This window comes from Ruegeria arenilitoris, assembly GCF_013035315.1.
Taxonomy (GTDB): Bacteria; Pseudomonadota; Alphaproteobacteria; order Rhodobacterales; family Rhodobacteraceae; genus Ruegeria; species Ruegeria arenilitoris_D.
Map to the genome: position 1 here is coordinate 265595 of NZ_WQHP01000006.1, position 22961 is coordinate 288555.

Annotated in this window: 27 protein-coding genes; 18 read left to right on the forward strand and 9 right to left on the reverse strand. The window is 59.3% G+C overall.

What is annotated here, in order from left to right:
• Positions 1–33 precede the first annotated feature (33 nt).
• On the forward strand, positions 34–360 hold the full coding sequence (hspQ, locus tag GOV53_RS15145; RefSeq protein WP_170427435.1) for a heat shock protein HspQ: 327 nt from the start codon (positions 34–36) through the stop codon (positions 358–360).
• A 34-nt stretch (positions 361–394) separates the two neighbouring features.
• Here hspQ and GOV53_RS15150 read toward each other — a convergent pair whose 3' ends face one another.
• The 3 genes from GOV53_RS15150 to GOV53_RS15160 form a co-directional block, all read right to left on the reverse strand.
• Positions 395–1972 (reverse strand): gamma-glutamyltransferase family protein, encoded by a 1578-nt coding sequence (locus GOV53_RS15150; protein ID WP_170467964.1) that lies wholly within the window; start codon positions 1970–1972, stop codon positions 395–397.
• A gap of 210 nt (positions 1973–2182) precedes the next feature.
• Positions 2183–2626 carry an ATP-binding protein gene (locus GOV53_RS15155; RefSeq protein WP_170467966.1) on the reverse strand — a complete coding sequence of 148 codons (444 nt, stop codon included), beginning with the start codon at positions 2624–2626 and terminating at the stop codon, positions 2183–2185.
• Positions 2627–2653: 27 nt separating this feature from the next.
• Complete coding sequence (locus tag GOV53_RS15160) at positions 2654–2992, reverse strand: STAS domain-containing protein (RefSeq protein ID WP_170427429.1); 339 nt, start codon at positions 2990–2992, stop codon at positions 2654–2656.
• 102 nt (positions 2993–3094) lie between these two features.
• On the opposite strand from GOV53_RS15160, the gene GOV53_RS15165 reads away from it, so the two are divergent.
• Together GOV53_RS15165 and GOV53_RS15170 are read left to right on the forward strand one after the other, a co-directional pair.
• Complete coding sequence (locus GOV53_RS15165) at positions 3095–4267, forward strand: thiolase family protein (RefSeq protein ID WP_170467968.1); 1173 nt, start codon at positions 3095–3097, stop codon at positions 4265–4267.
• A 53-nt stretch (positions 4268–4320) separates the two neighbouring features.
• Positions 4321–4773, forward strand: a complete 453-nt coding sequence (locus GOV53_RS15170; RefSeq protein WP_170467970.1) for a GAF domain-containing protein — start codon at positions 4321–4323, stop codon at positions 4771–4773.
• A gap of 48 nt (positions 4774–4821) precedes the next feature.
• On the opposite strand, the gene GOV53_RS15175 is transcribed toward GOV53_RS15170, so the two are convergent.
• Positions 4822–5211: an SHOCT domain-containing protein gene (locus GOV53_RS15175; protein WP_170467972.1), complete on the reverse strand. Its 390-nt coding sequence runs from the start codon at positions 5209–5211 to the stop codon at positions 4822–4824.
• A gap of 109 nt (positions 5212–5320) precedes the next feature.
• Entirely contained in the window at positions 5321–5707 is a 387-nt protein-coding gene (locus tag GOV53_RS15180; RefSeq protein ID WP_367648784.1) for a DUF1294 domain-containing protein, read from the reverse strand.
• A 12-nt stretch (positions 5708–5719) separates the two neighbouring features.
• On the opposite strand from GOV53_RS15180, the gene GOV53_RS15185 reads away from it, so the two are divergent.
• From GOV53_RS15185 to rarD, 10 genes are all read left to right on the forward strand, one after another.
• Positions 5720–6289: a helix-turn-helix domain-containing protein gene (locus tag GOV53_RS15185; RefSeq protein ID WP_170467974.1), complete on the forward strand. Its 570-nt coding sequence runs from the start codon at positions 5720–5722 to the stop codon at positions 6287–6289.
• A complete protein-coding gene (locus GOV53_RS15190; protein ID WP_170467976.1) occupies positions 6289–6912 on the forward strand; it encodes a LysE family translocator in 624 nt (207 codons plus the stop codon). Before GOV53_RS15185 ends, GOV53_RS15190 begins: the two co-directional genes overlap by 1 nt.
• A 4-nt stretch (positions 6913–6916) precedes the next feature.
• Entirely contained in the window at positions 6917–7297 is a 381-nt protein-coding gene (locus GOV53_RS15195) for a GFA family protein (RefSeq protein ID WP_170467979.1), read from the forward strand.
• Positions 7298–7312: 15 nt separating this feature from the next.
• Positions 7313–9760, forward strand: coding sequence for a GcvT family protein (locus tag GOV53_RS15200; RefSeq protein ID WP_170467981.1), 2448 nt, complete (start codon positions 7313–7315; stop codon positions 9758–9760).
• An 18-nt stretch (positions 9761–9778) separates the two neighbouring features.
• Positions 9779–10255, forward strand: coding sequence for a cupin domain-containing protein (locus tag GOV53_RS15205; RefSeq protein WP_170467983.1), 477 nt, complete (start codon positions 9779–9781; stop codon positions 10253–10255).
• 3 nt (positions 10256–10258) lie between these two features.
• The gene (locus GOV53_RS15210; protein ID WP_170467985.1) at positions 10259–11311 is read left to right on the forward strand and encodes an alcohol dehydrogenase family protein; all 1053 of its coding nucleotides are present in this window, start codon (positions 10259–10261) and stop codon (positions 11309–11311) included.
• Between the two features lie 12 nt (positions 11312–11323).
• A complete protein-coding gene (locus tag GOV53_RS15215; protein ID WP_170427420.1) occupies positions 11324–12217 on the forward strand; it encodes a homocysteine S-methyltransferase family protein in 894 nt (297 codons plus the stop codon).
• A gap of 10 nt (positions 12218–12227) precedes the next feature.
• Positions 12228–13202, forward strand: coding sequence for a GlxA family transcriptional regulator (locus tag GOV53_RS15220; protein WP_170427419.1), 975 nt, complete (start codon positions 12228–12230; stop codon positions 13200–13202).
• A gap of 90 nt (positions 13203–13292) precedes the next feature.
• On the forward strand, positions 13293–15746 hold the full coding sequence (locus GOV53_RS15225; RefSeq protein WP_170467987.1) for a GcvT family protein: 2454 nt from the start codon (positions 13293–13295) through the stop codon (positions 15744–15746).
• 144 nt (positions 15747–15890) lie between these two features.
• Positions 15891–16796, forward strand: coding sequence for an EamA family transporter RarD (gene rarD, locus GOV53_RS15230; protein ID WP_170467989.1), 906 nt, complete (start codon positions 15891–15893; stop codon positions 16794–16796).
• Here the strand turns inward: rarD and GOV53_RS15235 are convergent.
• A complete protein-coding gene (locus tag GOV53_RS15235) occupies positions 16787–17497 on the reverse strand; it encodes an SGNH/GDSL hydrolase family protein (RefSeq protein WP_170467991.1) in 711 nt (236 codons plus the stop codon). The two genes, rarD and GOV53_RS15235, sit on opposite strands and share 10 nt — an antisense overlap.
• A 2-nt stretch (positions 17498–17499) precedes the next feature.
• A complete protein-coding gene (locus tag GOV53_RS15240; RefSeq protein ID WP_170467993.1) occupies positions 17500–17910 on the reverse strand; it encodes a nuclear transport factor 2 family protein in 411 nt (136 codons plus the stop codon).
• Positions 17911–18006: 96 nt separating this feature from the next.
• Between GOV53_RS15240 and GOV53_RS15245 the strand changes: the two genes are divergently transcribed.
• A complete protein-coding gene (locus GOV53_RS15245) occupies positions 18007–18654 on the forward strand; it encodes an RluA family pseudouridine synthase (RefSeq protein WP_170467995.1) in 648 nt (215 codons plus the stop codon).
• Between the two features lie 2 nt (positions 18655–18656).
• Here the strand turns inward: GOV53_RS15245 and GOV53_RS15250 are convergent, their stop codons facing one another.
• Positions 18657–18842, reverse strand: coding sequence for a hypothetical protein (locus GOV53_RS15250; RefSeq protein WP_170427413.1), 186 nt, complete (start codon positions 18840–18842; stop codon positions 18657–18659).
• A gap of 103 nt (positions 18843–18945) precedes the next feature.
• Between GOV53_RS15250 and GOV53_RS15255 the strand changes: the two genes are divergently transcribed.
• The 4 genes from GOV53_RS15255 (at position 18946) to GOV53_RS15270 (ending at position 21921) form a co-directional block, all read left to right on the forward strand.
• Entirely contained in the window at positions 18946–19653 is a 708-nt protein-coding gene (locus GOV53_RS15255) for a helix-turn-helix transcriptional regulator (protein ID WP_170427412.1), read from the forward strand.
• Positions 19654–19742: 89 nt separating this feature from the next.
• Entirely contained in the window at positions 19743–20414 is a 672-nt protein-coding gene (locus GOV53_RS15260) for an OmpA family protein (protein WP_170467997.1), read from the forward strand.
• Positions 20415–20528: 114 nt separating this feature from the next.
• Positions 20529–21071: an NADPH-dependent FMN reductase gene (locus GOV53_RS15265; RefSeq protein WP_170467999.1), complete on the forward strand. Its 543-nt coding sequence runs from the start codon at positions 20529–20531 to the stop codon at positions 21069–21071.
• Between the two features lie 49 nt (positions 21072–21120).
• Positions 21121–21921 (forward strand): FAS1-like dehydratase domain-containing protein, encoded by an 801-nt coding sequence (locus GOV53_RS15270; RefSeq protein ID WP_170468001.1) that lies wholly within the window; start codon positions 21121–21123, stop codon positions 21919–21921.
• On the opposite strand, the gene GOV53_RS15275 is transcribed toward GOV53_RS15270, so the two are convergent.
• The gene (locus tag GOV53_RS15275) at positions 21913–22953 is read right to left on the reverse strand and encodes an NAD(P)/FAD-dependent oxidoreductase (protein ID WP_170468003.1); all 1041 of its coding nucleotides are present in this window, start codon (positions 22951–22953) and stop codon (positions 21913–21915) included. The two genes, GOV53_RS15270 and GOV53_RS15275, sit on opposite strands and share 9 nt — an antisense overlap.
• Positions 22954–22961 lie beyond the last annotated feature (8 nt).

Below are 22961 nucleotides of genomic sequence, written 5' to 3' on the forward strand. Positions count from 1 at the left end.
AAAGAGGTAGTAACATCCTTGGGGGCTGAGAATATGTTGACTACAAATGCCAAGTACCGCCTGGGACAGGTGGTCCGCCATAAAAAACATCCCTTCCGAGGGGTGATTTTCGACGTGGACCCGGAATTTTCCAACACTGAAGAGTGGTACCAGGCCATTCCCGAGGACAGCCGCCCCATCAAGGATCAGCCGTTTTATCATCTGCTCGCAGAAAACGACCAATCCTTCTATGTGGCTTATGTTTCAGAACAAAATCTGGTTGCAGACCAATCCGGTGAACCGGTGGAGCATCCGGATATTCCTGATATGTTTGGTCCTTTCGAGAATGGCGCGTACCCGCTGCATTTTAATTTGAATTAAGTGAACCGGTGCGCTTTTGCGCGCACCAAGTTGGTCAATAACCCAGTGCACAACCATCTTTTCTGGGGTCGCTTGCGCCCTCCAGAACGCCGTCCGTGCGGATTCGGATTGCCTGAGCGCCACCAAGCGGCGTTTCCGGAACCTGAACGCTGTGCCCTAAGTCCGACAATTGTTGAGACGTGCTGGGCGGAAATCCGCGCTCAAGCTTCAAAACCCCGCCATCGGCAAAGGCACGCGGGGCGTCGAAACTGGCTTGCAGGCCCAGTCCATGATCTGTGAGGTTCGACAGCAGCCGAGCGTGTCCCGTGGGTTGAAACGCACCGCCCATGACGCCGAACGGCATCATCACGTGTCCATCCTGTTTCAGCATGCCCGGGATGATCGTATGCATCGGGCGTTTGCCCGGACCCATCTCATTCGGGTGTCCCGCCTGCAAGTTGAACCCGCTGCCGCGGTTCTGCAGCAGAATCCCATATTTCTCCGAAGCGATGCCAGACCCGAAGCTGTGGAAAATGGAATAGATCAGTGAGACTGCCATGCGATCGCGATCAACCACGGTAATGTAAACCGTATCCTTGTGAATGGACTCGGTCAGGGGTGCGGCTGCGGGCATGGCGCGTTTGGGGTCGATCAGCGCGGCCAGTTTGTCGGCTACTGTCTGATCCAAAAACCGTTCCGCGTGGGTCGTGTGATCCGGATCGGCAATGAACCGATTGCGCGCATCATAAGCGAGTTTTGAGGCTTCGGCCTCAATATGAATGCGCTCGGCGCTGAGCGGATCAAGGCGGCGTAGGTCGAAATTCTTCAGTATATTGAGCAGCACGATCGCTGTTGCGCCCTGACCGTTTGGCGGATGTTCGACCAGTTCGATGCCATTATACGTGCCGCTGACAGGCTGGGTCTCGGTGCACTGGGTGGCCAGAAAATCCTCGGCGGTGTGACCTCCGCCCATCGCGCTTAATGCGTCGATCATGTCCTGCGCGATCTCGCCGGAATAGAACGCGTCGCGGCCATGCCGTGCCACTTGACGCAGAACTTCTGCCTGTCCGGGTGATCGAAAGACCTGGCCGATGTTCGGGACATTGCCGTTAATCAGATAGTGGTCTCGCGCCGCGCCCTGCAGGGTTGGTGCGCCGATCCGCCAGTCGAACGCAACCCGCGGTGCGACCGGAACGCCGGTTTCTGCATAGTGGATTGCGGGCCTTAAAATAGCGTCCAACCCCAGCCGCCCTTCGGTTGCGGCCAGATGGCAAAACGCGTCAATGGCACCAGGGATGGTCACCGCATCTGGTGTGTTCAGGGGTACAGCGTCCAACCCTTGGGCGCGCAACCGATCCGCATCCGCCGCAGCTGGCGCGCGACCAGAGCCGTTCAGAGCACGAACCTGATCTTCGCCCGCGCGATTGAACAAAGTAAAGCAATCACCGCCGATACCCGTCATTTGCGGTTCGCAAATGCCCAGCAGCACGGCACCTGCAATGGCCGCGTCCATCGCGTTTCCACCTACGGCGAGGATGTTCAAGGCAACTTTCGCGGCCAATGGGTGCGACGTGGCGCACATGCCTTCGGTTGCGAATACTTCGGACCGACCCGGAGTGTGAAAATCCCTCATGGCTTTGTCTTCCCCTTTTGAACGCGCCGAAGGTAAAGCGCGGTCCGAAATTGTCTAGTCACATCAAGGAGAAGTTCCTCGGCGCCGGTCACTGGGTGGGGGCTGTGATACATGGCGCCGAGGGAAGCTATCTGAGCTACGGATACTATTTTGCCCTTTGTTTGCGGCGCGGCAATGGTGCGATCAGGGCGTTTATGTGGCCTTTTTTAGTCAGCCCGCGCTGTTGGGGAAGTCGAAACGCAGGGACAGGCGGTTGCACCCGTCGCGGCGTTCATAACGAATATCGCTGGTCAGTTCGTGAATCAGGAACCAGCCAAACCCGCCTTCAGGCAATTCATCTATCGATGTGCCCAACACTGCGGGCGCTCCGTCCGGCACCCGAAATCCGGGCAATGGATTGCCGGTGTCCGAAATCAGGATTTCCAGCCAGTTTTGGTGCAAACGGCAATGCACTTTGACCTTGGCCGGTGTGATGTCCGCGTAGGCATGTTCGACGACGTTATTGATTGCCTCGGCGAGGGCGATCTTCACGTCACCTGCCTTATGCGCAGGCAAGCCCTGCGCCTCAAGACCTTTGCTGAGCTGGGCGATTCCAGCACTGGCTTCGGTTTCGGTTGCAGCAAAGCTGAGGTCCAAGCAGTTCCCGTTACTCATGGCATCGCGCCTACTCAATCCGTGGTTTCACTCAGTCGTCGGTGCCAGAGCATCGTCCAGCGTCGGGTAGAGTTTGAAAACCGTATCCATACGAGTCAGCCGAAACACCTTTTCCACAAACGGGTTCAGCCCGGCCAGATCAAGTCGGCGGTCGCGGCCCAATTGTTTCATAGACGCGACAATGGCCCCAAGGCCACTTGAGTCGATGAATTCGACGCCCGTCAGGTCCAGAACAACGCGCGCCGCCCCGCCTTCGGCTTCGTTACGCATATCTTCCTTGAATTGGATGGCCATAGCCGCGTCAATCCGGTCGGAATGCACAGTGATGATTTGGGTTGTGTCTGTTGTCGTACTGCTCAGGGCCATGCGCGCCGCTTCTCTAAACTGAAAATCGCTCGTAGAAATACGCTAGACGGCAATTCTTACCATTCGGTATCCATCTCTGGGAAAAAGCAGAGGAGCATCCAGATGAAGCAAGTCGTAATTGCCGGTGCGGCGCGCACCCCGATGGGTGGGTTTCAGGGGATGTTCGACTCTGTGATGGCCGCCGATCTTGGCGGTGTGGCGATCAAGGCCGCATTGCAGGGTGCAGGGACCGAAACCGTTGACGAGGTTCTGATGGGCTGCGTTCTGCCCGCCGGGCAGGGGCAGGCCCCCGCGCGACAAGCCGGTTTTGCGGCGGGGCTGGGCGAGGAGGTTCCTGCCACAACGCTGAACAAAATGTGCGGCTCGGGCATGAAGGCTGCGATGATGGCCTTTGACCAGATTGCCTTGGGGCATGCGGACACGATGATTGCCGGCGGGATGGAGAGCATGACGAACGCTCCTTACCTGCTGCCCAAAATGCGCGACGGCGCGCGGTTGGGTCATGCGCAGGCGATGGACCATATGTTCCTGGACGGGCTCGAGGATGCCTATGACAAAGGCCGCCTGATGGGTACTTTCGCCGAAGACTGCGCCGAAGCATTCCAGTTCACGCGCGAAGCGCAGGACGAATACGCGCTTCGTTCACTGTCGAACGCGTTGGCCGCTCAGGAAAACGGTGCTTTCGCGGATGAAATCACTCCGGTGTCGGTCCGCACCCGCAAAGGCGAGGTGACGCAGAGTGCTGATGAACAGCCACTTTCGGCGCGACCCGAGAAGATTCCGACACTCAAACCCGCATTCCGCAAGGACGGGACAGTGACGGCGGCAAATTCGTCGTCGATCTCGGATGGTGCCGCGGCGCTGGTACTGGCGTCCGAGGACGCAGCTGAGGCACAGGGGCTAACCGTTCGTGCCCGAATTGTCGGTCACGCAAGTCACGCACAGGCACCGGGGCTTTTCACCACCGCGCCTGTACCGGCTGCGCAAAAACTGTTGGCCAAGATTGGTTGGTCCAAAGACGATGTCGATCTTTGGGAAGTCAACGAAGCCTTTGCCGTTGTGCCTATGGCCTTCATGCACGAGATGGGATTGTCCCGCGATATCGTCAACGTGAATGGCGGTGCCTGCGCCCTTGGTCACCCGATCGGTGCATCAGGCGCTCGCATCATGGTCACATTGCTGAACGCTTTGGAAAAGCGAAACCTGAAGCGCGGAGTGGCAGCCATCTGTATCGGCGGCGGAGAGGGAACGGCCATTGCCATCGAACGCGTTTGACGCCTGAGCGATTTCCAAATACTCCGGCGCAGACGTTTTCCAAGGGTGTGACCATGATCGCCGACTATGAAACACTTGCCAAAACTATCGCGGCGCTGACCGAGGGCGAAACCGACGACGTGGCCTTGATGGCTACGATCGCCTGCGAGGTGCATCACGCCGATGACCGTTTCGACTGGACGGGATTTTACCGCGTGACCGAGCCGGGTGTGCTGAAGATCGGCCCCTATCAAGGCGGGCACGGTTGCCTTGTTATCCCCTTCGACCGGGGTGTTTGCGGGGCTGCAGCGCGTACGGGTGAAGTTCAGCTGGTCCCGGACGTGGACGCGTTTCCCGGGCATATCGCCTGTGCGTCGTCGACCCGGTCCGAGCTGGTACTGCCGGTGCACAATGCTGTCGGTGAGGTCATTGCCGTGTTCGACATCGACAGCGATCAGCCTGACGCGTTCAATGATCAGGACGCCGACAAACTGGCTGAAATCCTGTCTGACGTATTCGCCAAATAGCATAGGCCGGGGGTGTTCCCCGGCCTTTTCGTTTCAAGCTGCCGTTGGTCAGGCACTGAGGATCTTGGCTTTTTGCGCCTCAAACTCCTCATCCGTCAGCACGCCTTTGTCCTTAAGCGTTGAAAGGCGTTCCAACTCATCCGCCGTGGACACAGTTGCAACTGAGCGAATGTAGTCCTTTTGCGCCTGTTCCATTTGGTTCATGGCTTCGACGTTATGCTGGTGCATCCGTTCGCCACGGATCAGCACATAGGCCAGAACGCCCAGCCACGGGATCAAGATCACAAACGCGATCCACAGTGCCTTGGCACCGCCGCTCAGGTCCTTTGAGCGAAAGACATCGGCCACGACCGAAACCATCACCCAGAACCAGGCTACCATCAGGAACAGCCAGAAGATTGACCAGATTATGTCGAAGAAACCGATACCGTTGTCCATCTCTCATCCAACCCTTTGCTAACAAGTAAGTTTTTTGTCCGGATAACGTGGTATTGTAACAGACAGCTTTCGGATTGGTTAGTCTGATATGCATGGTCACGAATTTGTCTTAGAAGACGTCGGCAAATTTTTGAGTCGACAGTGAGTAGATCAGAACGGCCTGAGCGCCGAGTATTCCAAAAAGATAGTATGAAAACAGCTTCTTGCGTGTTTTGTGTCGGAAAATCCAACGCCCTACCAAGGCACCAGGTCCGCCGCCCAACGCAGCCAGCCACAAGAGTTTTCGTTCAGGTATACGCCTTTTCCGTTTGCCAGCCCTCAGCTTGTCCCAGCCAAAAGCCAGCAGAGTCAGGCCGTTTATGACCCACAGATAAATCACCGCAATCCACATGATGGACGGATAGCGAAACAAAGCTGCGTGCCCAAGTGAAAAAATCCTTGGAATTTTCACAGAATCAAGGCACCGTGAAAAACGAGGATAAAATTTCACAGACACCCGGAGCGTTCAGTGAACAGTCAGGCCCCACAAAGCGCCACGCTCGGCGCAGACATTCGCGCGTTGCGCAAGGCGCGCGGACTGACGCTGAGCGAGATTGCTGCCCGACTGGGTCGCTCTGTCGGGTGGCTCAGCCAAGTCGAACGAGACATGTCGGACCCCTCGATTTCCGATCTGCGCCTAATCGCGAAATGTCTGGGAGTGCCGATGTCGATGCTGTTCGCGCACTCAGCGGCCCCAGCTGAAGAACAAGGCTATGTCGTGCGCGCCGGTACGCGCCGCCCCATGGGATCGGGAGAAGAAGGTCTTATCGAAGAGCTGCTTTCGCCGGATCTGACCGACGATTTCGAGATGGTGCATTCGACATTCAAACCGCACTCGAAAATGCAAACACCGGCCAACCGACCGACGCAGGAGGTTGGCTATATGGTGTCCGGTCGGTTGGATCTGACGATCGGAGATCGTGAGTTTATTGTCGGTCCTGGCGACAGTTTTCGGATCAAGCATCAACCCTATCAGTGGTCGAACCCTTATGATGAGCCTGCCGTGGCCATCTGGGTCATCGCCCCACCGGTGTACTGATGAGTTTCGAGGCTTGGACCATATTCGCGCTATTCTGGGTGGTGTTCGTCACCACTCCGGGGCCGAATGCGGTCAACTGTATCTCAAACGGGATGAGCCTGCCGTTGCCCAAGGCGATGCTGGGGGTTTTGGCGATCCTGACACAGGCCAGCGCGTTTCTGATCCTGTCTGCGCTGGGCGTGACGGCTCTGATCGCGGCCTCGCCGACAGGGTTTTTCATAGCCAAACTGGTGGGAGCAGGCTTCCTGATCTGGCTGGGTGTTCGCGGCTGGATGAACGCCACGCGACCGGCCCCGGCGACAGAACGTCCCGCGCGTCATGTCTATTTGCACGCGCTGGCCGTTGCCACGATCAATCCCAAAAGTGTCGCCGGTTACCTCGCGGCCTTTTCGCAGTTCGTGCAGCCGGGCGTGCCGATTTGGCAGCAGATGGCGGTGATCATGCCGACGGCGCTGATCATTACAACGCTCAGCTACACCGGGTTCACCCTGTTGGGTGCGCTGATGGGCAAAGCCGCACTTGGTGCTGTGTTCAACGTTTGGGTGCGCCGGGTTATGGCCGCCTGTTTCATCCTCTATGGCGTGTTGCTGGGCACCAGCTCTGCGCCCTCGGCAAAGGGGTAGTCTGATGCACAAAGCTTCATGCCTATGCGGCGCGGTCGCGTTCACGATTGACGGAGAGCTGTCGCCGCCTTCGGTGTGTCATTGCGGGCAATGCCGCAAGCAATCGGGGCATGTCTGGGCCTCGACATGGACGCATCAGGACAACCTGAGTTTTAGCGCCAGCGACACACTGGCGTGGTTCCGTGCTTCGGACACGGCCCGCCGCGGCTTCTGCCGAACCTGCGGGTCTTTCCTTTTCTGGCAACACAAGGACGAAGACACGATTTCGATTTCCATGGGGGCGTTCGACACGCCTACCGGACTAAACCTCGCCCGGCACATCTTCGTGGCCGACAAGGGCGATTACTATGTCATCACGGACGATCTGCCCCAACGGGCACAGTAACAGGGATCAAAACCAATGAGTGATTTTCCGATAAAAGCCCGCGTGGTTATCATCGGTGGCGGTGTGGTTGGCACCTCGTCGCTGTATCATCTGGCCAAGAAGGGCTGGACCGACTGCGTTCTGCTGGAAAAGAACGAACTGACAGCCGGGTCGACTTGGCACGCGGCGGGCAACGTGCCGACCTTCTCGACCTCATGGGCGATCATGAACATGCAGCGGTATTCGACCGAACTGTACTCGCGTCTGGGCGAAGAGGTCGACTATCCTATGAACTACCATGTCTCGGGCTCGATCCGTCTGGCGCATAGCAAAGAACGGATGCAGGAGTTTGAGCGCGCCCTGTCGATGGGTCGTTATCAGGGCATTCCTATGGAAATGTGGACCCCCGAGCAGGCCAAAGAGCGGTATCCGTTCCTTGAAACCCATGACCTTGAGGGCGTGCTGTACGACCCGACCGATGGTGACATCGATCCAGCGCAGCTGACGCAGGCACTGGCCAAGGGTGCACGTGATATGGGTCAGAAAATCATCCGCTTCTGCCCTGCAACCGGTGTGACCCAGCATGACGACGGCACTTGGACCGTGCACACGGATAAGGGCGATATCGCCTGTGAATACGTCGTGAACGCCGCCGGTTATTACGCGCAGCGTGTGGGCGAGATGTTCAAGCCCTTTGGCGGTCGCACCGTGCCTGCGATGGTCATGAGCCACCAGTACCTGCTGACCGACGAGGTGCCCGAGGTCGAGGCTTGGTCGAAAGAAAACGGCGGCAAGCTGCCCCTGCTGCGCGATGTGGACGTGTCCTACTACCTGCGGCAGGAGAAGAACGGCTTCAACCTTGGCCCTTATGAGCCCAACTGCAAGGGCCATTGGATGACCGAGGACGATCCAATGCCCGAAGATTTCAGCTTCCAACTTTGGAACGATGATCTGGACCGGATCGAGGATATTGTCACCGACGCGATGGAACGCGTGCCGTTGATGGCAACCTCGGGCGTTGGTCGCGTCATCAATGGGCCGATCCCCTATGCGCCGGATGGGCTGCCTCTGATTGGTCCGATGCCGGGCGTCAAAAACGCGTTCGAGGCACACAGCTTTACCTTCGGCATCGCTCAAGGCGGTGGCGCAGGCAAAGTACTGGCCGAATGGATCGTCGATGGTCACACCGAATGGGACATGTGGGCCGTCGATCCGCGCCGTTACACAGATTACACAGATCAGGATTACTGCAACCAAAAGGGCATGGAGGTCTATGGCAACGAATATGCCATGCACTTCCCCCATCACGAATGGCCCGCCGCACGCGACAAAAAACTGTCGCCGGTGCATGACAAGGTCAAAGCGCTGGGCGGCGTGATGGGTGTCTATAACGGTTGGGAGCGGGCCAATTGGTTCGCAAAGCCGGGCGATGACACATCGCTTGAGGCGACCCATACCTGGGGCCGGTCCGGCCCGTGGGAGCAGCGGATCCAAGAAGAATGCGAGGCCGTGCGAGACCATTGTGGCGTGCTAGATCTGCCAGGCTTCTCGCGCTTCATGGTCAAGGGAGAGGGCGCCGCTGAGGCGCTGCGCGGCCTCGCAACCGGTGGGTTGCCCAAGGTCGGCCGGATGAACCTCATCTACATCTCCGACGACCGTGGCCGCATTCTGACCGAGATGTCCTGCATCCGTCTTGGTGAGGATGAGTTCGTCATGATCACTGCCGCAACTGCGCAGTGGCATGACCGTGACATCCTGATGAACGCGATGCCCGCAAGTGTTTCGATTGAGGATGTCACCACGACACGCGACACGCTGATCGTCACTGGTCCGAAATCGCGTGAGATCCTGTCGGGTATGACGGATGCTGATCTGACCTCGGGATGGCTGACGCACCAGTCGGCCACCGTTGCAGGCCAGCCCGCCTATCTGATCCGCGTCTCCTTTGCGGGTGAGCTGGGATGGGAAGTCCACGCTCTGAACGAGCATATGCCTGCGATCTATGACGCGATCATCGATGCCGGTGCCAAACCGTTCGGGATGTATGCTCTGAACTCGCTGCGCATCGAAAAGGGGTACCGTGCCTGGAAGGGCGACCTGTCGACCGACTACTCGCTACTGGAAGGGGGTCTTGGGCGGTTCGTCAAACTGGACAAGCCGCAGGACTTCCCGGGCAAGGCCGCGATCTTGAATGAGAAACAGCAGGGCGTGAAGAAGTCGTTTGTCACGCTGACCGTGGATGCGGGCGATTGCGACGCGCCGTATATGTCCTGCATCTGGCAAGGCGATCAGATCGTGGGTGAGACCACCTCAGGCGCATGGGGATACCGCGTTGGCAAATCCATCGCGCTGGGCATGATCAAGGCCGAGCTTGCGAACCCCGGCACCGAGCTTGAGGTCGAAATCTACGGCCAAAAGTGCCGCGCTGTGGTAGAGCAGGATCAACCGCTCTGGGATCCCGAGAACGAGCGGTTGCGCGCTTAACCTCTTGCGGAGACCGCCATGAGCAAACGATACGCCAAACAGGGACCCGGTGAGGGTCCCAACTATGACTGGGAAAATGACCATACCTTTGTGAAGGTTTCCGGTCAGGACACGGATGGCGCATATACGCTCATGGAAGACAATCTGAAGGCCAGCTTCGCGCTTGGCCTTCATCGCCATGATACCCACGCCGAGACTTTCTATTTCCTGAAAGGTGAGGTGGATTTCTATGTCGATGGCGACTGGCACCGGTGCACGCCGGGTACAACGATTCATGTTCCGCCCGGAGTACCCCATGCCTCCCGCGTCGCGAACGCAGCGCCTGCCCGAATGCTGATGATCTTTCAGCCCTCGGGGTTTGATGGTTTTCTGGCAGAGCTGGCAACGATGAATGAGGCTGATTTCGCGGACGAGGCGAAAATGGCCGCATTGAATGCGAAATATGACATTGTTCCGATGGGACCCGTGCCAGCGCATCCAGACGACAAAGGTTAAAGCATGACAATTCCAACCACGATGGCAGGCGTTCATCTCACGCGTCACGGTGGTCCCGAAGCGCTGGAATGGCGCGACGATATTCCGGTGCCAACGCCCGGTCCGGGTCAGGTTTTGGTGCGGGTCGCAGCAGCGGGTGTCAACAACACCGACATAAACACGCGGATCGGATGGTATTCTTCGGACGTTACGGGTGCCACGGATGAGGTCGATCAGGACGTTGACGCAGGTGGCTGGGGCGGGGCGCTGACCTTCCCCCGGATTCAGGGCGGGGACCTGTGCGGTATCGTTGAACTCGCTGGCTCAGAGGCCGGGTTTAAGGTCGGGCAACGGGTGACCTGCCCGATTAACCTGCCCCGTCCACGCCCGGGCCACCCGGCGGCGTTTATCGCCTTAGGGTCCGAAACCGACGGAGCGTTCGCACAATATTGCCTTGTTGAGGCAGACGACCTGTACGACGTTACCGCTTCCCCGCTGTCAGATGTCGAAGTCGCTGCAATCCCGTGCGCTTTTGGCACCGCCGAAAACCTTCTGACCCGCGCCGGTGTCACCTCTGGGCAAAAGGTTTTGATCACCGGGGCCTCGGGCGGGGTGGGCCTTGCTGCGGTGCAACTGGCAGCCTTGCGCGGCGCTTCGGTCTGGGGTGTCACCAGCCCGGCCAAGGCCGATGTGGTCAAGTCGCAGGGCGCATCAGGCACCTACGACCGCAATGCACCGCTTCCCAAGGATTTGTTCGACGTAGTGATTGACGTCGTGGGCGGACCGGCGTGGCCTGGCTTGATCCTGGCTCTGAAACCCGGCGGGCACTACGCCGTTTCAGGCGCGATCGCCGGTCCGATCGTCGAGGCCGATCTGCGCGACATTTACCTGCGGGACATCACCATTCACGGCTGCACACATCAGGCCTTTGACGTCTTTGGCCGCCTTGTCGAGATGATGAATACGGGTCGCATCAAACCTTTGGTTTCCAAGACCTATCCGCTAAGAGACATTGCCAAAGCGCAAGAGGATTTTCAGTCCAAAGCGTTGCCGGGAAAACTCGTACTTATTCCGTAAGGAGATTGGCACATGGCGGACATCACACTTCTGGATGGCTCAATCGGGCAGGAACTGGTCAAACGGAGCGGGGACAGGGCGACCCCGCTGTGGTCAACGCGCGTGATGATGGACTATCCGGATCTGGTTGGAGACGTGCACGCGGACTATTTTCGCCGGGGCGCGACCGTTGCGACGACCAACACCTACGCGGTTCACCGGTCGCGACTGGAACGCGTTGGGTTAGAAGATCAACTGGCCGACTTGATTGGCGTGGCAGTGTCGCAGGCCTGCCAGGCTCGGGACGGTGGCAAAGGGCGCGTTGCTGGGGCGCTGGGACCGTTGCTGGCGTCTTACCGACCCGATTTGAAGCCAGACGTGGAACAAGCCGCAGAAAAGTTCGCGGAAATCGTTCAACTCATGGCCAATGACGTCGATCTGTTTCTGATCGAAACAGTCTCTTCCGTGCAGGAAGCCGAAGGTGCCCTGCGCGGTACAGAGAAGGCAGGGAAGCCTGTCTGGCTTGCGCTTACGGTGATGGACGACGATGGCACACGTCTGCGATCTGGCGAGCCGCTCTCGGATGTCGCGCCACTGGTGGAGCGGTACAATCCTGACGCCGTATTGATCAACTGCTCGCGACCCGAGGCTATTCCGGCGGCCTTGGACATTCTGGCTACGATGGGGCGGCCCTTCGGGGCCTATGCCAACGGGTTCACTGAGATATCCGAGGGGTTTTTGAAAGACGCGCCAACCGTTGACGCGTTGGAGCAGCGACAAGATCTGGGACCCAGAGTGTACGCCGATCACGCCATGGCCTGGATTGCCCAAGGCGCCACGATCGTCGGCGGGTGCTGCGAAGTGGGCCCCGACCACATCGAGGCCCTCGCCAACAGCCTGCGCGCCGCCGGGCACCGGATCGTCTGAGAGGAACGCGATGCCCGCAACGCCAAAACCTTCAACCGTCAACCGCCAGCACCACTTCGATATCGTGGTTGCGCCCGGCTACGTGCTGTTGGAGCTGGCGTCATTGGTCGAAGTGCTGCGTCTGGCGAACCGCGTTTGCCCGAACCCGCCTTTCACCTTTACCTACCGCTCGCTGAGGGGGGGACCGATCGCCAGCAGCAGCGACGCGACGGTGCAGACCGAGCGCGTCCCAGCGCAGCCCAACGCAGACTACCTGTTTGTCATTGGCAACTCTGATCCTGACCACCCGGACCTGTCGCTTGGGCGGATCGTGTCGGATTACACCTTCCGCGGCGCACAAGTCTTTCTGTTGGCCGAAGCTGCGAGTCGTTACATCGACGAACACGGCACCGAGGACATGTCGACCCATTGGGAAAACGCGTCTTTCCTGCGCGAGCGCCGAGCGCGATTCGAGGCCAAGCTGTCCATTGCAACAGAACAAGGCGCCGTTGTGACTTGCGCCGGAATGGAGGCCACAACCGATGTGGCCTTGGCCGTGATCGGGCGTCACATATCCGGGCCGACTCGAATGACGGTAGCTGATATCATGTTGCACGAAAACATTCGTGATTTCTCATCTCTGCAGCCGTTCTCTGGTTCAAAGACCACCGCGACCGGCGATGCCAAGCTGGATCAGTGTATCAAACTGATGCAGGCCAATATCGAAGATCCGCTGCCTATTAACGAAATCGTCCAGGCGCTGAACCTGTCGAACCGGTCGCTGGAGCGCAAATTCAAAACCTATTTCGGAACAACGCCCAACGGGTTTTATCGTGAGATGCGGTTGGCCAAGGCGAACAACCTTCTGCTGAACACCACGATGACCGTGCGGGATATCGGTCTTGCCTGCGGTTTCCCCAATGGGTTCTCGTCAGTCTACAAAAGCTTTTTCGGCGTGACGCCCTTTGTTCTGAGGCGCGAAAAACGACAAGTCAAACAGCGGTGATTTTCGCAAAAGAGCTGACGTTTTTCATGCATTCTGCGTCGCTCTTTCATGGCATTTTGGGTGGAAACTCATAATGCGGAGTCATTCACAATGGCTGATCTTCCAAACAAGGCCCGCGTGGTCATCATCGGTGGCGGCGTCATCGGATGTTCGGTGGCGTATCACCTGACCAAGAAGGGCTGGAAAGACGTAGTGCTGCTGGAGCGCAAGCAGCTGACCAGCGGCACGACCTGGCATGCGGCCGGTCTGATCGCGCAGCTGCGCGCGACAGCGAACATGACCAAGCTGGCGAAGTACAGTCAGGAACTTTACGGCTCGCTTGAAGAGGAGACCGGCGTAGCCACAGGGTTCAAGCGCTGCGGATCGATCACTGTTGCCCTCTCCGAAGAGCGTAAAGAAGAGATCTATCGTCAGGCTGCCATGGCGCGCGCCTTTGGTGTTGAGGTCGAAGAGATCTCGAACGAGCGTGTGCAGGAGCTGTATCCCCATATCAACCTCGAAGGCGTCAAAGGCGCGGTGTACCTGCCCTTGGACGGTCAGGGTGATCCGGCCAACATCGCACTAGCGCTGGCCAAGGGCGCGCGTCAGCGCGGCGGTATCGTCAAGGAACGCGTGAAAGTCACCGACATCGTCAAGCAAGGCCGCAAGGTGACCGGCGTTGACTGGGTTGCCGACGACGGCAGCGCATCGGGTCATATCGAATGCGATATGGTGGTGAACTGCGCGGGTATGTGGGGCCACGAAGTGGGCCGCATGGCGGGAACAAACGTTCCGCTGCATGCGTGCGAACATTTCTATATCGTGACCGAGAATATCGACGGCTTGACCCAACTGCCGGTTCTGCGCGTGCCGGATGAGTATGCGTATTATAAGGAAGACGCAGGCAAAATCCTGTTGGGCGCATTTGAACCGGAATCAAAGCCATGGGCGATGGATGGCATTCCGGACTCGTTTGAATTCGATCAGTTGCAGGAAGACTTCGACCATTTTGAGCCAATCCTGGAAAAGGCCGTCGACCGTATGCCGATGTTGGCCGAAGCTGGGATTCATACCTTCTTCAATGGACCCGAGTCGTTTACCCCAGACGACGCCTATTACCTGGGTCTCGCGCCGGAGATGGACAATGTATGGGTTGCAGCGGGCTTCAACTCGATCGGTATCCAATCCGCCGGTGGCGCGGGAATGGCGCTGGCCGAGTGGATGGACAGCGGTGAGAAACCGTTCGATCTGGGTGATGTCGACATCAGCCGGATGCAGCCGTTTCAGGGAAACAAGAAGTACCTGTTCGAACGCTCGAAGGAAACGCTGGGCCTGCTCTATGCAGACCACTTCCCTTATCGCCAAAAAGCCACCGCGCGTGGCGTGCGCCGCACCCCGTTCCATCACCACCTGCTGGAGCAGGGCGCAGTCATGGGCGAGTTAGCAGGTTGGGAACGCGCCAACTGGTTCGCGAATGAAGGGCAAGAACGGGAATACCAGTACAGCTGGAAGCGCCAGAACTGGTTCGAGAATTCGGCCGCTGAACATAAAGCTGTGCGCGAGAACGTGGGCATGTACGACATGTCCTCGTTCGGCAAAATCCGCGTCGACGGTCCCGACGCCGAAGCGTTCATGAACTATGTCGGCGGCGGCGATTACTCGGTGGCCAATGGCAAGATTGTCTACACCCAGTTCCTCAACCGCGCAGGCGGGATCGAGGCGGACGTGACCGTCACGCGCCTGACCGAGACCTCTTATCTGGTGGTGACTCCGGCGGCGACCCGTCTGGCCGACCAGACGTGGATGCAGCGCCATGCGGGCAATTTCAACGTTGTCATCACCGATGTCACGGCGGGCGAAGGCGTTCTGGCGATCATGGGCCCGAATGCGCGTAATCTGTTGGAAAAAGTCTCGCCCAACGATTTCACCAACGCGACCAACCCGTTTGGCACCGCGCAGGAGATCGAGATCGGTATGGGTCTGGCCCGTGCCCACCGCGTGACCTATGTCGGTGAGCTTGGGTGGGAAATCTACGTCTCATCCGATATGGCCGGCCACGTGTTCGAAACCCTGCACGAAGCAGGGCAGGACATGGGGTTAAAGCTGTGCGGCATGCATATGATGGACAGTGCCCGGATCGAAAAGGGTTTCCGTCACTTCGGCCACGACATCACTTGCGAGGACAACGTTGTCGACGCCGGTCTTGGCTTTGCCGTCAAGGTCGACAAGGGCTGCGACTTCATCGGCCGCGAGGCGGTGATCGCGCGCAAGGAAAGCGGACCTCACAATCGCGTTGTCCAGTTCAAGCTGACCGACCCGGAACCGCTGCTGTTTCACAACGAGCCGATCATTCGGGACGGTGAGTATGTGGGCTATCTGTCCTCGGGCAACTATGGCCACACGCTGGGTGGCGCGATTGGTCTGGGCTATGTGCCCTGCGAAGGCGAAAAGGCGGCGGACGTGCTGGCCTCGACGTACGAGATCGACGTCTGCGGCGTCAAAGTCAAAGCCGAAGCCTCGCTCAAGCCGATGTACGACCCAAAATCGGAACGCGTTAAGGTTTAACGCTGTAAATCTGGAAACGGGGCGCTTCGGCGCCCCTTTTTTGTTGGGCTATCAATTTTGTTGATGTGAGAGTTCACGGTTTTCGCAGTTTTCAAACCCGCCTGACCTGCCGTAAAGACAAACGGTATCAGCCGGAGGCCAAAGATGGCGGAAGTCGCGACACCCCCACAGAACGAGGACACGCCCAAGGGTCTTGCCCTTGCGGTGACGGCCTACACGTTGTGGGGTTTTCTGCCACTCTACATGAAAGCGTTGGCTCATATCGGGCCGGTCGAAATCGTGGCGCATCGGATTGTCTGGTCGGTGCCTGTGGCGGGGTTGTTGCTGATAGCGCTGGGTCGAACCAAAGACCTGAAGGCCGCTTTGCAGAATCCTAAGATGCTGGGAATGGCGTGCCTGACGGCCGCTTTGATCTCGGTGAATTGGGCCATTTATGTCTGGGCCATCGCCAGTGGAAATGCCTTGGACGCTGCGCTGGGCTACTACATCAACCCGCTGTTTAGCATCTCCTTGGGAGCGATCCTGCTGCGCGAGCCGTTGACTCGGACGCAATTAGTGGCGGTCGGATTGGCCGCTTTGGGTGTGCTGGTACTGATTGTCGAGGCGGGTCGGTTGCCTTGGGCGGCGCTGGGGCTGACGGTCAGCTGGGGGTTTTATGCGTTCTTCAAACGCTCACTGCCAATCGGTCCAAATCAGGGCTTTTTGCTAGAGGTACTGATCCTGTTGATCCCGGCTTTGGTCTATATCACCTGGTTGGGTGCACAGGGCACCGGCCATTTTGGCATAGCGGCTCAGGATACCGCACTGCTGGCGTGCGCGGGCATCGTTACCGCGGTTCCGCTGCTGGTTTACGCCAACGGAGCCAAACTGGTTCGGCTGTCCACCATGGGAATTCTGCAATACATCGCGCCGACGATGATCTTTGTCACCGCGATCACCTTGTTCGGAGAGCACATCGACCGGGGCCGTATGATCGCCTTCCCGCTGATCTGGGCCGCGCTGATTGTCTATACGATCCCGATGATCCGTCAGATGAAGCGTCAGGCCTGACGGATCAGATCAGCCGCTGCGTCCGCCCACAAGCGATACGCTTTCGGGCTGGGGTGATACCCGTCAGGGGCGGCAAGGGCCGGATCATCCGGGAAGGTCACGGACAGGTGGCGCGCTTGAGGAAACGTTGCGGCGACCTGTTTCAGTCCCTGATCCAGCCGGGCGGCCTGACGCCCCAGAACCCAGGCCAAAGGCTGCGGCAGCGCCGGAAACCGATCCATTTGCGGTACAGCCGTCACAACGACGCGGCGTACACCCAGAGCGTTCGTCAGATGATCCAGCAAACGGGTCTGCAACGTGGTGAACTTCTGTTGCGTGACAGCACGGGTGACATCATTCACGCCCAAGGCTGTCACGGCTGCATCAAAGCGGCCTTCAAGGCGCTCCAGCCGCTCAAGCGTATCTTGTGTCGTGTGGCCGGTTGTGGCCTCGAGCCGCCACTCGACACTGTAATGTCTGGCCAGCCGAGCGACCAGAAATCCTGACAATGCCTGCTGCTGTCGACCTGCTCCGACACCCGCCGCTGAACTGTCACCCGCAATCAACAGCCGCAGCCGAGGCCCACGCCCCTCTCGTCCTGCGCGCGGGCCCAGAGGTTCAGGCAACTGTTGGGCTTTGCGGCGCACGGATACCGCTTGTGCCGCCAAAACAGGCAGCAGAGGGACGCGCAATATCTGATCGGCGGCGATGGGGGCGGGCATGGTCAGCTGAGCGCGTTTTTGTATTCCAGGAAACGCGGGTCTTTCATTACCCGGGCCATCATTGCTTCGCGCAGTGCGCCTATGGTTTTATAAGGGCGCATGACCACTTCGAACGTTTCGATCAAGCCATCGTCGTTGAGGGTGATCAGATCGACACCAACCGCGTCCAGGTCGCCAACCTTGCACTGAAACTCCAACGCCCAGTCGTTGCCATCGCCCATGATCCGGCGATAGTGGAAGTCTGAAAACACCTGGCCAACATGCCCCAACACAGCGGCAACCGGTTCGCGCCCGGTCCAGGTGCTGTAATAGGTGGGCGGGGAAAACCGCACATCCTCGGCCAGCAATTCGTGAATCAGGCTTTCATCGCCTTTGGCAACAACTTCTTGCATGCGCGCGATTGTGGGGTGCATGGTCTCTCCTCCGCTTTGGCCCGAGAGTTGCTGAACTGATCCGTTCAGGCAAGCCCGACGTTGCGGGAAGTCGCGCCCTGCGTTAGGCAGGCGCGCATGAGCGAGACCTATGATCCCCCGAAAACGCCGTTGGACGTGCTGTACGAGGATACGCAACTGATCGTGGTGAACAAGCCTTCGGGGTTGTTGTCCGTGCCAGGACGCGGAGAGCACTTGGCCGATTGTCTGCTGACCCGCATGCAGGCAGCGTTTCCTCAGGCGTTGCTCGTGCACCGGTTGGACCGGGATACGTCAGGTGTCATGGTTTTTGCGCAGACACCGCACGCTCAGCGTCACTTGAGCATGCAGTTCGAGAAACGTCAGACCCGCAAGACCTATGTTGCGCGCGTGTGGGGTCGTATCGAGGCAAAGACCGGTACCGTCGATCTGCCGCTGATCGTGGATTGGCCCAACCGCCCGCGTCAGATGGTCTGCCATGAGACGGGCAAGCCTGCCGTGACGGACTGGCGGGTTGTCAAATACGAAGGTGAGACCACGCGCGTCCGGCTGTTTCCGAAAACCGGGCGGTCCCATCAACTGCGTGTTCATATGCAGGCGCTGGGCCACCCCATTCTTGGGGACCCGTTCTATGCTGAAGGGTCAGCGCGGGATTTCCCGCGGCTGATGCTGCATTCGGAAGAGTTGCGCCTGAAAAGTCCCGAGGGCGGAGTTTCCATGAAATTCCGCGCCCCGGCTGACTTCTGATCTCAGGCGGTGCTGGTCCACAGCATCTTGAGATTGCCCAGAGAGAACCGTCTCGTTCGTTTACGCGGCGCGCAGGGCTGACGCGCAGCCATGATCTCTTGTTCGATTTCGAAGGCACGCAAGGTGTGATCCTGCGCCCAGCGATCCAGTTTGAGTGTCATCATCACGTGATTGTCGCGGCTTGGCATGATCGACCTCCTTTGGTTGGTTCATCAAAGATCACCGATCACTCCTGACACCACCTTGTCAGGGGGCTGTGCTAGAGTGTCAGCAGACTGCCCGGAGAACCCCATGCGCCGCTCGACCCGCCTTTTTGAAATTATCCAGATCCTGCGCGCAGCTCAGGCGCCTGTGACAGCCGAAGCGCTGGCTGAAAAGCTTGAGGTGTCGGTGCGCACGGTCTACCGCGACATCGCCGCATTGCAGGCACAGCGTACCCCGATCGAAGGTGAGGCCGGCGTGGGATACCTGATGCGGCGCGGTTATGACCTGCCGCCTTTGAACTTCGATGCCGAAGAGGTCGAGGCGCTGTGGGTCGGGCTATCGATGCTGGCGCGCACCGGTGACAGCACCTTGCAACAGGCCGCAGACCGAGTGTGTCGCAAGATCGATGCGCTGCGCGCCCCTGCAGACTGGCTGCAGGTCGCCCCCTGGGGCGCGCCGATGGATGACCCCGCCAAGGGCTGCGTGCCCGTGGTGAACTACCGCGAGGCCATCCGCGCCGAGCGCAAGATCCGCCTGACCTATGTAAACGCCGAAGGCGAGCGGACCGAGCGGATCGTTCGGCCTGTCGCGCTGATCTACCACATCGAATGCACCATGTTGGCTGCGTGGTGTGAATTGCGGGGCGGGTTTCGCCATTTTCGCACGGACAGAATTTGGGCCTGCGAAATGACAGAGGAACACTTTTGCGGTCAGGGCGCGCCCTTGCGAGCAATCTGGCAAGACCAGACCGAATGGGACGCCGCGGAACGGCGGCAAATTGCCGACTTCACCTGATTGTTGCTTGAGCCTAAGCCGGGGGGGCGCGATATACTGCCCCAAACAAAGCGGGTCCGATGAACGGGCCCAGAGCAGAAGGTGATTTCATGACGATTTCCAAGTGTGCTGTTGCCGCCGGGCTGTGCTCGGCCATGTTTTTGGGGGCCTGTACCGATCCCGGTACGCTGAACCTGCCCTCGGATCCCAATCAGAATGCCAAGCAAGGCGCAATTCTGGGTGGCCTGATCGGCGCAGGCGTCGGTGCCATCGCCAACGGTTCAGACCCGCTGTTGGGCGCGGTGGCCGGTGGCGCGATTGGCGCGGCAGGTGGTGGCCTGATCGGGAACCAGTTGGACAAGCAAGCAGCTGAACTGCGCCAGCAACTGGCCAACCAGGGGATCATCGTTACCAACGCCGGTGATCGTCTGATCGTGACTGTGCCGAATGATATTACGTTTGACACCGATAGCGCGACCGTACGTCCGGCGCTTCGGGCGGATCTGGTGCGGGTGGGACAGAATCTGGTGAACTACCCCAACTCGAACGTTCAGGTTGTCGGCAATACCGACAGTGACGGTGATGCGGCCTACAATCAGGGCCTTTCAGAACGTCGCGCGCGCGCCGTGGCGGACATTCTGCAGGCGAATGGCGTCAGCGGCGCTCGTATTTCGACGGTCGGGCAGGGTGAAAGCCGCCCCATTGCCTCGAACCTGACGCCGGAAGGCAAAGCTCAGAACCGCCGCGTCGATATCGAGATCATCCCCAACGGGAACACGTAATGCTTGGGGCACCTTCGGGTGCCCTTTTTCGCACATTGACTGCGCGTCATCCGGGCTTTGGTCCGCGCCAGACTTGAGCTAGCTATTGGCCAAACACCAAAGCGGAGTTTCCCAATGTCTGAACCCATCCTGCTGAGCCTGTCCGGCTCGTTGCGCCAAAGTGCCACCAACCGCAAGCTGCTGCGCGAAGCGGCGCGGTTGTTTGAACCCGGTACGCATATCGAGGCTGACCTGAACCTGCCTCTGTATGATGGTGACCTTGAGGATGGCGAGGGCATTCCCGAAGCCGTGCAAACCCTGTCCGATCAGATCGCACAGGCGCATGCGGTGATCATTTCCACCCCGGAATACAACAAGGGCCCGTCGGGTGTTCTGAAAAACGCGCTGGATTGGGTCAGCCGCACCGATGGCCGCCCCTGGGCTGACAAGCCGGTTGCCGTGATGTCGGCTGCCGCGGGTCGCGCGGGAGGCGAGCGGGCGCAGATGATCCTGCGCAGCTATATGGTACCGTTTCAACCTCGCATACTGCAGGGGCCTGAAATCCATCTGGCCAGCAGCTCGGACGAGTTTGACGAGGATGGCAAACTGCGCAGCGAACGCTATGAGAATTCGTTGCGGACACTGATGCAGAAACTACGGGCCGAGGCCGGGTTCTGATCGCGCAACACCGCTTGCCGGGGCGTTTCGGTTTGCCTAATCTGCCGCCATGACGCAGGACATACAGACCGATGTGATGGACCCGGCCCGCGCCGCCGCGCTGCAGGCGGCGCTTGGGTTTGAGGAACGGATCGGGGCGGGCAACCCGCTGCCGCCCTTTTTCCACCAGTTGTATTTCTGGACGCCCCAGCCTCCCTCAGGTTTGGGACGGGATGGGCATCCGAAGGTCGGGGGCGGTCTGATCCCTGACATGGGCCTGCCGCGCCGGATGTGGGCCGGCGGCCGTCTGCAGTTTCACAAACCCCTTGTTGCGGGTTCGATGGCGCAGCGCCGCTCTGTTCAGGAAAGTGCGACTTCAAAAACTGGACGAACAGGACCTCTGGGCTTTGTCACGTTGCGGCATGAGGTTTCACAGGACGGCCATCTTTGCCTGACCGAATGGCAAGATCTGGTCTATCGGAAAGACCCTTCAAAGACGGACATCAAGCCCAACCCCCCTGTGGCGCGTACGGATGAAACTGATAAGCGAGAGGTCGCTTTCGACTCCACGCTTCTGTTCCGCTACTCAGCGCTGACCTTCAACGGGCATCGTGTCCACTATGATCTGGACTATGCGCGCGATGTCGAAGGCTATAACGGGCTGGTGGTCCATGGCCCGCTGCTGGCTCAGCTTCTGATGCTGTTTGCCGAAGACCTGATGGGACCGCTGGCAGAGTTTTCATTCCGGGCGTCGTCGCCGCTGATGCATTTTGAAACGGCCACCTTGTGTCGGAACGGTCAGGTGATGTGGGTGCGCGGACCCGATGGTCGGCAATGCATGACCGCTGAGGCGCTGCCGCAGTCAGAGTGACGCCTCGGGCCGAAAACCGTCTGGGATCGTATCACGGTTGTCCAGAACCAGATCGGCCATGACCTCGGCGACTTTCGGAGCCATGCCAAAGCCGATCTTGAAGCCTCCGTTGGCGATGAACTGTCCTTGATGCAACGGATGCGCGCCCAACATCGGCGCGCGGCTTTTGCTGCGCGGGCGCACGCCTGCCCATCTTTCGATGACCTCTGCGCCGTGCAGAACCGGCACCGCGCGCATGGCGCGGTCCAACACATCGTCCAACGCTGCGTCCGTGCTGGTCGGATCGTCATAGTCCCGTTCCGAGGTCGAGCCGATCGCCAGTGTGCCATCCGCATGCGGAATGAAATGGATCGCGTCAGCAAACAGCTGCGGCACCTCGCCAGCGTCAAACCGCAGCAGCGCGGCCTGTCCTTTGACACCATTGCCAACAGTTTTGCCCAACGCTTCACTCAGTTCCTGCAATCCGGCCAATCCGGTTGCGTGGACAACCTGCCCATGGTCCGGCGCTTCGGTCATGACCTCGACACCCATAACGGCCAGCGCTGCGACCAATGCGGCGCAGGCGCGGCGGGGATGCATGCGGGCGCTGAGGGTGTCGTGGATGACAAAACCCGTGGGGCTGGGCGGGCACCAAGCGCCAACCTCAGCGGTTTCAACCACCCGCCATTCTGCGCGACCCTGCCACAGCTCGGCCGCCGTGTCTGCGCGGGCATGGGCCAGCGTCAGCATGCGCTCATCGGCGATAGGCTGTAAGCGGCCCAGCCGGGCATATCCGGGTGAAACGCCACCTGTCGCCTCGACCTGCTTCCAGAACGGCTCGGCCATGATCAGGCTGTCGAACTGAAAGGCCTTCTTCGCATTCCAGTTCTCGGGCACGTGCGGGGCCAGCGCGCCGACCAGCCCGCCGCTGGACCCCGCGCCGGGGCCAAACGGATCGACGACCTGAACCTTTGCGCCGCGCCGGGCGCAGGTCCATGCGATGGAGAGACCAAAGATGCCAGCCCCACGCACCGTCACATCGACCATTGCCATTCCCCTTT